Consider the following 12,293-nt stretch of genomic DNA (forward strand, 5'->3'; position numbering starts at 1 on the left):
AATGAGACATGATGATTGGGAAAAGCGCCTCAACGCGGTTGTGGCGAAGCATCTGGCGTTGCCCGGTCAATGGGGCGTGTCCGACTGCTGGATGATGACCATGGACGCGATCGAGGCCGTGACTGGATCTCGCATCCTGCCGCACCTCCAGAACTATCGGAGCGAGGCGGATGGCTACAAGGTGTTCCGCAAGGCCGGCTTCAAGGAGACGGTCGAGGAGGCGCTCGCAGCCGAGCTCGGCGATCCCATTCCTGCGATGATGGCGCAGCGCGGCGACGTCGGCGTGATCGAGCGCGACGGCGCGATCTCCTGCGGCGTGTTTGTCTCGACCGGCTTTGCGGTGAAGACCATCTACGGCCACGTCGAGAGGGTCGGCGGCAAGCGCATCGAGATAACGACCGGATCGGAGCTCGAAATCACGTCCGTTCTGTTCGTCAAGCGCGCTTACAAGGTCCGATAAATGCCCTTTATCTCAGCAGTCGTTGGCGCGATCGGCGGCGCGCTTGGTCTCGGCACGATCGGTCTTGCCATTGCCAAGGCGGTGATCGGGATCGGCATCAGCCTGGTCGTCGCCAAGATCCAGGCCGATCGCTCGAAGAAGTCGCAGAAGCAGGCATCCGGCACGCAGTTCGAGCGTGAGTATGGCGAGAACATCAGCCGCAAGGTGGCCTGCGGCGTCGTCGGCATCGCTGGCCATGATTGCTACGTGAACACCTACGGCGAGTCGAACAAGTTCCTTGAACAGGTGTTCGTCTTCTCCGACTTCCCCTGCGACGGTCTTTCAAAGATTTGGGCCGGCGGCCAGCAGTTGCAGCTCTCGACCGCCAACGGCAAGAACTACTCGGTTGTCACCGGCGATTATGCCGGCCGTATGAGCTTCGTCTTCTACGACGGCACCCAGACGGCCGCCGATGCTGGACTGATCGGCAACTCCAACCCGCTCGGCCGCTGGACAGCCGCGCATGTCGGTTCCGGCCAGTGCTACCTGATCGCCCGCCTGACGTATGACCAGGAGAAGCTTTCGCAGTTCCCCGATTTCTTCTTCGAGATCCGCGGCGCCCGCCTGTATGACTTCCGCAAGGACGACACTGTCGGCGGTTCCGGCCCGCATCGCTGGGGCGATTACTCGACCTACCAGTTCTCGGAAAACCCCGTCGTAGTCGACTACATTTACCGGCGCGGCTTTTCGTGGAACAATGACCTGTTCCTCGGCATGGACATGGACGCTGTCGACCTGCCGATCGACCGCTATGCCGTCGCCGCGAACATCTGCGACGAGAACGCCGGCGGCGAGCCTCGCTACCGCTGCTCGGTCCTGCTCGACGCCGACGTCGACCATGGCGACAATATTGAATCCATCATGGTTTCTTGCGGCGGGATCGTCGTCGACAGCGTCGAGGGCTCTTGGCCGATCATCGGAACCGAACAGCCCATCGTCGAGACCTTCACCGACGACGATCTGATCGTGACGGAGCCAGTGCGATTCCAGAAGCGCCGCTCAATGGCGGACCTCACCAATTCCGTTTCCGGCACCTATCCGGAGCCTGCAAACATGTGGTCGCCGGCCGGCTATGACACCCAGAGCAACCCGACGCAGGTGGCGCTCGACCGGCGCACGCGCGACGTCCAACTTAACTTTCCGACGGTGCGCTCGAAGCGCCAGGCGAACCAGCTGGCATCGATCTACTACAATGAGAACAGATACGAGGCGACTGCGGACATCGTTCTGCGCCCTCGGTTCCAGACGATCCGCGTCGGCGATTGGGTGCAGTGGAATTCCGCGCGCTATGGCTCGATCGTGTTCGTCGTCCAGAGCCGCTCGATCCGGGCTTTGAGCAGCGACGGGCCGCGCAACGTGGTTCTGTCCCTGCAGGAGCGCTCCGGCGAGATCTACGCTTCGGTCGGCCTCATCCCGCCGAACGTGCCGATCCCGAACGGCGAGCCGGTCTATCTGAATGCCCTTCAGGACTGGGCCGTCATTGCTGTGATAGCGACCGGAGCGGATGGCCGCACCTATCCGGCCTTCCGCATGACCTGGGCGCCGATCGACGACGTGACGGTCACCGGCGTGGTGTTCGAGTGGTGGATCAAGACCGAGCCGGCGAACAAGTTCACCCGCCAGGTGGACCGACAGGCGGCCGTCACGTTCATCCAGGAAGGGATCTTGAACCTGACGGACTATGAGTTCCGTCATAGGCTGATCGCTGACCGCCCGACCAATTGGACCGTCCCGATCACTGTAACCTCGGCTGATGCCGGCAACGCGGATATCGAGGTCGGGTTGGGCAACCTGCGCGACGATGTGATGGCGGTCTTCACCGAACTGTACGCCAGCCTGAACCGCAACGAAACGCTCCTCGCGCGCCTGCAGCAGAACCTCCAAATCAACGGCGGCGTTTCCCAGACTATTGGACGCAAGCTCCAGCAGCTCGGCGCGAGCTTCACCGAAGAAGTCGCGATCATCACGTCGGACATCGCCAACGTCGTTGCCGTCACAGAGGAGCTGATCGCCGAGTTCGGCAACAATCTGGCGAACGGAAAGGTAGCCTTTCAGGCGGTGGCGGCCCCTGCAGGCGTCAATGTCCGCTACGCCATCCTGCTCAAGGCTGAGATCGAGGATGAGTTCAAGGAGAGTGGCTTCTTCATCGAGCTCTATACCGACGAGGGCGTGATCAAGTCCCGGACCGCCTTCAACGTCGACCAGTTCGTCGTCACTGACGGCGGCGACGCAAGCTATCCGATGGTGTTTGAGAGCGGAGAACTCAAGCTCAACATCGCCAACATCGGCACGGTCAACGCCGGCATCATCCAGAGCCCGAACGGCAAGATGGTTATTGACGTCAACAACGGCACGATCGTGATCAGCTCATGACCCAGACGCTCATTGGTTTTGACAGCCTCGGTGTCCCCTGCGTGAAGATCACCAAGGGCGAAATCGACCCGATCACCGAGCCGGACGCGAACAGGAGCTCATTCCTCTACAATTCCAAGTTCGCCGACGACGTGAAGATCGTCGACATAGACAGTACGTCGTTCTCTCCGAATTCCACGACCTACTGGCCGGCGGGGACGAACAACGCAAACTATCAGAAGAAGAAGATGCCCGGGTCGGTCGCTGGCTTCAGCTACATCATGATCCGCAATTCGTATTTCGGGGACGCGCTCCCGTACGATCTGCCAGTCTACGACCTGAAATACCAGCGCCTCTCCGATGGCCGCTACGTCGAGAACTTCAGGGTCTTCACCCAGGGCGCAGAAGATAACAACGGCCAAGAGCCTGGCTATCGCACAATGATCGCCTGGATGAACAACGGCTGGTGGCTCAATGACACCCAAACCTTTTACGGCAGCCCGCCGTTAGGGAAGGGCATTCGCTATTACACAAACACCTTTGGCGGGTTCGACGGCGGGTCCTATTTGATCAAGCTGGTGGTCTGGAGGCTTCCCGCGACGAACGTACCTCTGCTTGACAGCGACACGCCATCGCCCGTCCCTGGACTGCGCGGGGTGGAAATTACAAGCGAGTTCTGTCGGGTCGCAAAGCCGGGATTTGACACCCGGACGGCGACGCCGACCCAGATGGCTTTCGACTCCTCCGGCCGCCCGCTCGCGGTGATCAAGGCGGGGGACATTGCCCTGCCGTCCGGGCTCACCGAGATCGAGGTCGGCTATCCGGTCGATAACACCACCATCTGCGACATGCTGCAGTATGAGAACGGGGTTATCTCCTACCCCGTCAGTGGCTATTTCACTGACACCAGGTGCGAATACTGGTTCTCTGGGACGAAGCTTTACATCAACAATCTCTCTGGACCGTGCCGGGTTCGGTACCTTGTTCTTTCGAACAATCAGTTACCGCCGACGTCGGGTAATAACAACGTGCTGCGGCAGTTCGAAGATGGCGACCAGGACGTCGTCCAGTTCCTTCGACCTGGCGCTGCTGACCCGCCGAACTTCGCTGACATCGTCCTCGATAGCCGCTGGCCTGCGATCCAGATCCTGGCCGAAGGGTATCGGGTGATCGGGGCGCAGCCTCAATATGCCCCGCCGAATTCGGTGAACGCGGGGCAGAGCTTCACGATCGGTTTTAACGGAGCCGGGTTCTTCCCCTTCGTCAAATACATGACGGTGATGTCCGACGCCGATGCTGGTGTCGGGGTCAAGGCGCCGTCCGCCCGTCTCATCGAAAGCTACAACAACTCGACCCGCTACAACGCCGGCAATAGCAGCTTCTGCATTCTTGGCAGCAACCAGGCGACCTTCTGGACCTACGAGGGCAACCCGTATCAGGAGCGATGGTCTAACAACGCCTGGGCATTTGACTACCCAGCTTCGCGCATCGTCGGCATTCGCTACTACATCCTCGGCATCCCGACCTCTTAGGGTTTCCATCACATGGCTGATTATTACATCACCGGGTCAGTTCAGCTGACCAACGGCAGCAAGGCCGTGACCGGCATTGATACTGCCTGGGCAATAGCGCAGGTGGCCGGCGGCACGATCTTCGTTCAGGGGGAAGGCAATCCGCTTCCCTTGGCGTCGATCGAGGGCGACACCGCGGCGACGGCAGCGCTGGAATGGACCGGCGCAACCGGTACCTATGCCTATGCTCTGCTTCGTGCGACGGCGTTCAGCGAGCAGCTGGAAACGAACAGCAACATCCTGTCCCGGCTGCTGGTCGCGATGGAGGCGGGGACGCTCTATCGGTACGACGTGGCTGCCGAGACGGCCGATCTCGCGACCTATGACGAGAGGCCGGCCGGCTTTGCCTTCCTGGCGATCGACGTCAATCCGGCCGCTCTCTACATCAAGGCCTCGGCGACTTCAGGCGATTGGGCGGGTCCGTTCAGCTATGGCACTGGTCCGGCCGGACCGGCGCCTGAGATCGATTTTGAGCCGGTCGTCACCGGTGCGCCTGGCACGAATGCCGAGATGGAGGTGACCGGTAGCGGTGAACCGGGCGATCCCTACCAGATCACCTTCACGATCCCCGCCGGCGAGATCGGGGTGAACTTCCGTGGCGCCTATTCCGGCGCGACGGCCTACGTCATCCGTGACATGGTGTTGAATAATGGTTCCTCTTGGATCGCCCTCCAAGCGACCACCGGGAACGCGCCGCCTATTCTGCCGGCGACTGCCAACGCCTACTGGCAGCTGGCCGCGGCGAAGGGAACCGACGGCACAGGTACGGGTGATGTGCTCGGCCCTGGCGGCGCTACGGTCGGCCGCGTCGCCGCCTTCAGCAGCAACACCGGCAAGGCGATCGATGATGGAGGCAAGCTGGTTGCCGATCTTGTAACCGGGCCGGGAGCATCGACGGACGGCGCGCTCGCCGGCTATGACGGCGCGACGGGCAAAGTCCTCAAGGCGTTGACGAATGCGCAGGCGAAAAACTGGCTTGCAATTGCGGGAGCCGACGTCACGTTCAACAACGCGGTTGCGCAACTTCCGGATTCTCCGGCGACCCTCCAGACGGCGATTGAGGTTCTGGCTGCGAACGCAGGCGGCAAGAATGACGCCGCGTTTGCCTTGGCTCTTGCTGACCTCACAGGCAGCATACAGGGGATGAACGGGGGATTTGCGGACTCTTATCGCAACACGGCCGGCATCAATCTTCCGAATGGCGGGATCGACCAGTACACCGTTTCGATGCTCCATTTTGACGGACCACTAACCGGAAAGAAGTCTATCACAGACAGTGGATATGAAGATTATGCTTCAGGATCTCCGAAGCATTCTTGGACTCCACAGGGAACTTTTCAGGTCAGTGATGCTCAGTCCAGATTTGGCGGATTCTCGGCTGCATTCGACGGAGTGAACAATTGCAGACTTATGGGTGATGGGTCTGATGATTTCGCCCTTGGAACCGGCGACTTCGATATGGAGGGTTGGGCCTACCGCAACGTCGCGGGTGTAGCTCACTATATCCTGGATTTTCGTACTGCAGCGACTTCCGCCGCTCCTCTTTTGTATGTGAGCGCAGCGAACGTCATGCTCTACTACGTCAGCGCTGCCACGAGAATAACAGGTACAACGACAGTTCCATTGAGCACTTGGTTTCACTGGAGGGTCGTTCGCCAGGCTGGTGTTACTAAAATGTTCTTGAACGGTGTTCAAGAAGGCGCGAACTACGTTGATGCAAATAGCTACGTTGTCCATAATACAAACGGGCCTACTATCGGTGGAGGCTTCGATGCAACATTTTCTTGGAACGGATATCTGGACGAAATAAGAATTAGTAAGGGTATCGCGCGAAACTTCGAACCATTTACACCTCCTGTAGCGCCGTACGGTAATGGAACGACATCGACCAAACTTGCCCTCTACGATTCTACTGGATTCCAATGGTATCCGAGAGAACTGAAGACCCAGCTTGCGCAAGTAAAAGGAACACGAATAAATTCCGCAGCGGTCGCAACCATCTATACGTTGAGAACTGTCATATCCGCAGCCTTGCTAAGGCTCTCGACTCCCTACATTCGCATTTGTATCGCTGGCGCAGCTACCGGCGTACAAAAGCCTATCGCGAACGTCTTCATCGGGCAGAAGGCGGCGGCGGGTAATGCTTGGGATATGGATCCGGCTACGATCACTCGTGTCACATGGAACGGCGGATCTAACGGCTTTCAGCCTCTTGCTGCCACAGACCATTGGTCCGATTGGATAGCGTTTACTCCTGATCTAGCTAGAGACCTTGTCGTATCTCTCGACTGCCCAGTTACCTCTGGACTATTTAGTCAGACTGCGCAGGGCGTTGGAATGGTGAACGCTTATTCGAAGACGACCGCCCAAGAAGCTGGTGTCGCAGCACCAGTAACTTACACCGCTCTTGCTGCAGGAACTTTCCTGGCATTCCTCGGAATCGAAGGAAAGACAGACCTGAAGACCTACGATGATATGGTTCTTGAATCTATCGCCGTAGCGTCCACCAGCTCTCCAGCAAAGGGCCGCGTGCTCATCGAGACGGGGGTTGGCAGCGATACTCTTGTCCCGAACACCGATTTCGTGGGCGAGATCTCCAGAGACAACGGCGCTACCTGGACAGCCGCGGCCGTGGCGCTCATCTCGGATGTCGGCGGGCACAAACTCTATCAGGGTGACGCCAGCCTCGCATCCCAACCGAGCGGTATGAACATGAAATATCGCATCCGTAACCTGACCGGCAAGAAGACGATTGTCTCTGCGGGTGGAGCACAGTGGGGGAACTTCTGATGCTGACTTCCTGGGGAACCGCCATCCTGCCTGGCATTGCTCCGACGCTTGATCACTACAAGGTCGCGTTCGATCATCATCTCGACGCTGTCGCGGCTCAAAGGCAATACGACAATCGCCTCACGATCGTCAGTTACGAGGGCAGCACCAAGCCACAGTGGGCCGCCGAGGCGGCGGCCTACATCGCATGGCGGGATGCGGCATTGGACTACATGTTCGATCAGCTCGCCGCTGTCCAGGCAGGCGAGATCGCACCGCCGACCATTGAAGAGTTCATCGGCGGCGTCACGCCGATCGTCTGGCCGATCTGATCTAACCCTCAAGGACATCACCTATGAAATTCGTAGCGGACTGGCGCCGGGTGCTTCGCCGTGCGTGGTCGATCCGGCTGTTGATCATCGCGGGGATACTCTCGGGGATCGAGTTGGTCCTCTCGCTTCCCGATATCCAGCTTTGGCTCGACTGGCCTCCCGGCATCTTCGCAGCCCTTTCATTCCTCGCAACGTGCTGCGCTTTCGTTGCGCGCCTACTTGTCCAACAGGAGCCGGTTCATGCCGATAAACAAGATCCGCAGCAGTAGCCGCGGCAAGGCAGCCATTGCGAGCGTGCTCGCTCTCTTCGCCGGCGGTGGCGGGTACAGTGCCTATCTCGCCAGCAAGCCGCCGGTCGCGGTCGTTCTTGCCGTCGACCATCTCATCAAGCCGTGGGAAGGGCTGGTCCTCAAATCGCATTGGGACCCGTTCGCCAAGATCTGGGACATCTGCTACGGCGAGACTAAGGGCATCACTGCTGGCATGACGAAGACGCCGGCCGAATGCGAGGCGATGCTGATCAAGCGCGTCTACCGGGACTATTACACCCCGCTGACGAAATGCATCGCAAACTTTGACAAGAAGCCGATCAGCGTCCAGGCGACCGCGATCTCCGGCGCCTATAACTTCGGTGTCGCCGGCATGTGCGGATCCCGAGCAGCCGGTTTCATCCGTGACGGCAGATATCGGGAGGCGTGCGAAGCTCAGACCGCTTGGAACCGGGCAGGAGGTCAGGTGGTCACGGGGCTGGTTCGCCGCCGGGAAATGGGTGACGCGCAGCGCATCGGCGAAGCTGAGCTTTGCGTGAGTGGCCTCTGATGTTCGCGAGCCTATCCGACCTCATCAAGCTGCCGATCGCCGTCCTGGTAGGCATTGGCCTTTCCGTACTATTCTACGAGGGCATTCGCCTTCCGTTCATCGGCCAGATCGTCCCAGGGATTGTCAGGTACCGCATGGATGCGGCCACGGCCAACATGGTCACCAAGTTCGAACGCGACACGGTTCAAGCGCAGCTCGATGAGGAGCGCCGCCGCAGGGCTATTTCCGATGCGGCATCCGCCAAGGCGCAGGAGCGCGCTGATGCGACGGAGCTGGCACGTCAGGCAGCCGAGGCAAAGATAGATCAGCTCGATGCGCAGGCCCGCAAGGATGGCCTCGACACCTGGAGCGAGGAGGAGTTGCAATGGTACGGGCGTCACTGATCCTTTTGACGCTGCTGGTCGGCTGCCAGAGCGTTCAGGAGCGAGCGGAGAATGCAGCGGAGGCGAGGGGGCGGGCACAGGCCTCGACCTCTTTCCCTGACCTTCCTGCCGGCTGCACGGCGAAAATGGAACGGGTCAAGCCCAAGCCGAGCGAGCCGCGCGTGATCACGTTGAAGCGCTGGGACGTGGTCGCGGACAATCGCGATCGGCAATCAGCGGACTGCGCCCAATGGGGCGAGGACATGAAGAGCAGAATCGTCAGTTCACCTTCTTCCCGCTGACGTGAATAACCGACTGGAACACCTTTGACACGTCCGGCGGGCTGTCCCATCGCTCATTGCATCTGGGGCAGGGCATGCCGGCGGCGCCGCATCCGCATCCGTGAGTCCCCGTGAAAGGCTTTGTCGGGTGGTCCTCGCAGACCCACCCGGTATCGCGGCAGTCTTTGCACCGGCGCATTGGCGCCCCCTGAAATCCATCATGCCCGGCAGTAAAATAGCAGGCCTTCACCGCATAGAAAGGGGAGAGGATGAGTCCAGAGCGGATCGACTTCCTCGAAAGGGACGTCCAAGGACATGCCCGCATCATCACCGAATACAACGGCAAAATCTCCGCGATCAGCAAAGGCATTGAGGAAATCAGTGCTGAGATGGACAAGGACAAGGCCGTTCAGGAGGTAAGAGATGAGTATCTCGAAAAGCGGCTTACCGGCATCGAGAACAGCATCAAGGCCGTCTACAAGCTGGGATGGTGGGTTCTCGCCGCATTCGGTAGTTCGGCTGTCGCCCTCATCGCCAATTTTGTGTTCAAGGGAGGACTGGTCATTGGGCAATAGGATCTCTCATGCCATCGTGGTGGGCGTGAAGATGCTTTGCGCTGTCGTCGCCTTCTTCGCCATGGTCTTCACCGTCTATGCGGTCGGGCCGGCGATGGAGACCAGGTTCTTCCCCGTGGTCGGCAAGCTCGATATCCTCACGATCGAGCCGACGGCAGACGGGCAGACGCAGATCCGGGCGGCGTTCCGGAAGATCCGCGATTGTGAATATGTCGGCATAGCTTGGTTTTCAGGAGACCGGCCGGGAGACTTCGACAGGGTCTCGGTGCAGTTGATGCGAGAGCCGAACGATACGTCGAGCCCAAACCGCCCGGTCGGGTATCAGCGCGCTGGCCCATGGATCATTGGCCTGCCAGTCAGCGAGGTTCGAAACCGAAGCTTCGCCCAGCTGACCCATCGGTGTCATCCGTTCTGGACCACCACAACCGACTTCTACCCGTGATTAACTTTTGATATAGTCCGTCCGCGATCCACAGCGGACCTGATTGGCCTCCTCTGCCTTCACGGGCGGGGGAGGCCTTTTTTTATTTGCACCAGTCGTTCTTGTTCCCCGGCCACCATTCGCGCGCCGTTCCGTCCTTCAGCAGGATCTGCCCAACCTCGCGCCCGTCCGGCAGATAAAGGTTCACGAGCGGACGATCGAAATCGTCGACGCCTTTCGCCTCGATCTTGATCCGCTTGCCTCGGATGAGGTCGGCCAAGTGGCGCTTCGCGATCAAGGCCAGCTTGCGCTCCTTCTCGCATTTCGCATGGCTGCCGATTTCAGGCGTGTCTATGCCTCGGACGTCGACGACGCCTTGTCCGAGAAGGCGCATGTTCTGCCCGTCACATTTTACGGTGTCGCCGTCCACGGCGGTCAGCGACGCGCAGATGATGATCGCCCCGATCATTTTCCCACCGCTCCGTTCATTGCATCCGTAGCCTTAGCTTGCTGACCTACCATCTGATGCCGAGCTGAATATCCCAAGAGAAGCTCGGAACTCAGCGCCGTCAATGGCTGCGGGGACGGCGCGGCCTTGTTTAGAACGTTATTAAATGCGATAAGTCCTTCATCATCCGCCATCGATCACAGGCGTGGATGGCTGAGAGATTACGTTTCGCTCTTGCCTGGACAGGAGCGACAGCCATATGGCCCGGTACTTCTTCAATCTCCATGATAGTGTCAACTTGCCTGATACTGTCGGCTCGGAGCACCCCGACATTCAGAGTGCCCGCAGTGAGGCGATCGAGACCATCGCCGAACGATTGAAGGGTTCTATGCTGACCGAGACCGACGTTTCGGCCTGGATCATGAACGTCACGGATGAGAATGGCTTCACTGTCATCGTTCTTTCCTTTTCGGCCGCCGTTCAGATCATCGATCACGTAAGCCTGGCCACAGCCAGGGCCGCCGCATCTTGAGATTGTCAGAAACGTACAAACGGCCCGCGGCTCTTGGCCGGACGAGGCATTCTGGCGCATACGCTTGTTATTGCTGACACTTCGCCACCGGTCGGCATGAGGTCGGGCTCTATCCCGCTGAGGCTGGGCTATGTTCGATTTTTTGCAGTCTAGGATTCGAAATCTTCTCCTTCGCGCTCTTCCTCCTGAAGCGTTCGAAATCCTGCAACCCCACATGCGGCCGGTTGAGCTTCCCTTGAAGTTCGAGATGGTCACGCCCGAGGTGCCGACAGAAGTGGTTTACTTCCTGGAGCGAGGGCTGGCGTCGCTGGTGGCGACAAACTCGGACGATGAGTCGGTGGAAGTCGGGCATATCGGGCATGATGGCATGGCAGGCGCGCACGTGCTTCTCAAGGTGAACCAGACCCCGAACAGGACATTCATTCAGGTTGAGGGAAGCGGAATTTCAGTTCCGGTATCTGCGCTTCTATCAGCAGTCGAACAGGTTCCCTCTGCGAACGATGTGCTCCTCAGATATGTCCATTGCTGCGAATTGCAGCTCGCGCACTCAGCTCTCGCCAATGCCCGCTACAACATGCCTGAGCGATTGGCACGCTGGATTCTGATGTGCCACGACCGTGTGCAAGACGACGATCTGCCGCTCACCCACGAGTTCCTCGGGCTTATGCTCGGGGTACGCCGCTCCGGCGTCACAGATCAGATTCACATTCTCGAAGGTGTTCACGCGATCAAGGCAACCCGCGGCAACATCAAGGTCGTGGACCGGTCAAAGCTGGAAGACATCGCTGGCGGATCATATGGCGTCCCAGAGCAGGAATACGAAAAGCATATCGGGCTCACGATCAGGCGGTCCTGACTTAAGCTGTGCCTTCCGCTGGCGATTCGGCGCTCACATGCATTTCCGAGCTTCTGCGCACCTGCATGCCGCGATACGTTTCCGGCCGATGCTCCATACAGAACCAATCCGTCTTCGTCTTGTCGCGCTCGAAGCCGAAGCCTCCCCACTGTTTGCAGCCGGGACGTTCGCACCAGTGCTCGAAATGCACCGGCGCGGCTGGGTGAGTGGCAGTGCGATCATCGCTCATCTCTTGTGTATCCCGGTGTTTGCGAGCATAGCGTCCCAATAATCCTCGACCTGTTTCGCCGCCTCGGCAGCCGTCGGAAGCCATCCGCTGTTCGGCATCGTCATCGTGCGGCAGCGCTCCGGCATCCCGCCTGCCCAGCGCCACGCTCCGGCCTTTAGGGTCTGCTGGTCGAGAAAGATCCTCCCGATATACGCTTTCCCGTCATAGCCGACGTAGTCCTCGTGGGGCTTACCATTCAGGCCCGTTT

At 59.4% G+C, this 12,293-nt stretch carries 15 protein-coding genes; 13 read left to right on the forward strand and 2 right to left on the reverse strand.

Annotated elements, in window-relative coordinates; all coding sequences use genetic code 11:
* The first annotated feature begins 1 nt into the window (after position 1).
* The 11 genes from C5L10_RS14305 to C5L10_RS14360 all read left to right on the forward strand — a co-directional run bounded on the left by C5L10_RS14305 (position 2) and on the right by C5L10_RS14360 (position 10,002).
* Complete coding sequence (locus C5L10_RS14305) at positions 2 to 460, forward strand: hypothetical protein (protein WP_105430230.1); 459 nt, start codon at positions 2 to 4, stop codon at positions 458 to 460.
* Positions 461 to 2,872 carry a phage tail protein gene (locus C5L10_RS14310; RefSeq protein ID WP_105430231.1) on the forward strand — a complete coding sequence of 804 codons (2,412 nt, stop codon included), beginning with the start codon at positions 461 to 463 and terminating at the stop codon, positions 2,870 to 2,872. It begins immediately after the preceding gene.
* Complete coding sequence (locus tag C5L10_RS14315) at positions 2,869 to 4,383, forward strand: hypothetical protein (protein WP_105430232.1); 1,515 nt, start codon at positions 2,869 to 2,871, stop codon at positions 4,381 to 4,383. Before C5L10_RS14310 ends, C5L10_RS14315 begins: the two co-directional genes overlap by 4 nt.
* A 12-nt stretch (positions 4,384 to 4,395) precedes the next feature.
* The gene (locus C5L10_RS14320) at positions 4,396 to 7,212 is read left to right on the forward strand and encodes a LamG-like jellyroll fold domain-containing protein (RefSeq protein ID WP_105430233.1); all 2,817 of its coding nucleotides are present in this window, start codon (positions 4,396 to 4,398) and stop codon (positions 7,210 to 7,212) included.
* On the forward strand, positions 7,212 to 7,523 hold the full coding sequence (locus tag C5L10_RS14325) for a hypothetical protein (protein ID WP_105430234.1): 312 nt from the start codon (positions 7,212 to 7,214) through the stop codon (positions 7,521 to 7,523). Before C5L10_RS14320 ends, C5L10_RS14325 begins: the two co-directional genes overlap by 1 nt.
* 23 nt (positions 7,524 to 7,546) lie before the next feature.
* Positions 7,547 to 7,792 carry a hypothetical protein gene (locus C5L10_RS14330; RefSeq protein ID WP_105430398.1) on the forward strand — a complete coding sequence of 82 codons (246 nt, stop codon included), beginning with the start codon at positions 7,547 to 7,549 and terminating at the stop codon, positions 7,790 to 7,792.
* Entirely contained in the window at positions 7,764 to 8,342 is a 579-nt protein-coding gene (locus C5L10_RS14335; RefSeq protein WP_105430235.1) for a lysozyme, read from the forward strand. Before C5L10_RS14330 ends, C5L10_RS14335 begins: the two co-directional genes overlap by 29 nt.
* Positions 8,342 to 8,725, forward strand: a complete 384-nt coding sequence (locus C5L10_RS14340; protein WP_105430236.1) for a hypothetical protein — start codon at positions 8,342 to 8,344, stop codon at positions 8,723 to 8,725. Before C5L10_RS14335 ends, C5L10_RS14340 begins: the two co-directional genes overlap by 1 nt.
* Positions 8,707 to 9,006 (forward strand): hypothetical protein, encoded by a 300-nt coding sequence (locus tag C5L10_RS14345; protein WP_105430237.1) that lies wholly within the window; start codon positions 8,707 to 8,709, stop codon positions 9,004 to 9,006. Before C5L10_RS14340 ends, C5L10_RS14345 begins: the two co-directional genes overlap by 19 nt.
* A 248-nt stretch (positions 9,007 to 9,254) precedes the next feature.
* Complete coding sequence (locus C5L10_RS14355) at positions 9,255 to 9,560, forward strand: hypothetical protein (protein ID WP_105430239.1); 306 nt, start codon at positions 9,255 to 9,257, stop codon at positions 9,558 to 9,560.
* A complete protein-coding gene (locus C5L10_RS14360) occupies positions 9,550 to 10,002 on the forward strand; it encodes a hypothetical protein (RefSeq protein WP_105430240.1) in 453 nt (150 codons plus the stop codon). The genes C5L10_RS14355 and C5L10_RS14360 overlap by 11 nt, the downstream gene beginning before the upstream one ends.
* Before the next feature lie 82 nt (positions 10,003 to 10,084).
* Here C5L10_RS14360 and C5L10_RS14365 read toward each other — a convergent pair whose 3' ends face one another.
* Positions 10,085 to 10,450, reverse strand: coding sequence for a thermonuclease family protein (locus C5L10_RS14365; RefSeq protein WP_105430241.1), 366 nt, complete (start codon positions 10,448 to 10,450; stop codon positions 10,085 to 10,087).
* Between the two features lie 238 nt (positions 10,451 to 10,688).
* Between C5L10_RS14365 and C5L10_RS14370 the strand changes: the two genes are divergently transcribed.
* Entirely contained in the window at positions 10,689 to 10,961 is a 273-nt protein-coding gene (locus C5L10_RS14370; protein WP_105430242.1) for a hypothetical protein, read from the forward strand.
* 130 nt (positions 10,962 to 11,091) lie between these two features.
* The gene (locus C5L10_RS14375) at positions 11,092 to 11,817 is read left to right on the forward strand and encodes a Crp/Fnr family transcriptional regulator (RefSeq protein ID WP_105430243.1); all 726 of its coding nucleotides are present in this window, start codon (positions 11,092 to 11,094) and stop codon (positions 11,815 to 11,817) included.
* A 1-nt stretch (position 11,818) separates the two neighbouring features.
* Here the strand turns inward: C5L10_RS14375 and C5L10_RS14380 are convergent, their stop codons facing one another.
* The gene (locus tag C5L10_RS14380; protein WP_105430244.1) at positions 11,819 to 12,046 is read right to left on the reverse strand and encodes a hypothetical protein; all 228 of its coding nucleotides are present in this window, start codon (positions 12,044 to 12,046) and stop codon (positions 11,819 to 11,821) included.
* Between the last annotated feature and the right edge of the window lie 247 nt (positions 12,047 to 12,293).

The sequence above is a fragment of the Neorhizobium sp. T6_25 genome, assembly GCF_002968555.1.
Taxonomy (GTDB): domain Bacteria; phylum Pseudomonadota; class Alphaproteobacteria; order Rhizobiales; family Rhizobiaceae; genus Neorhizobium.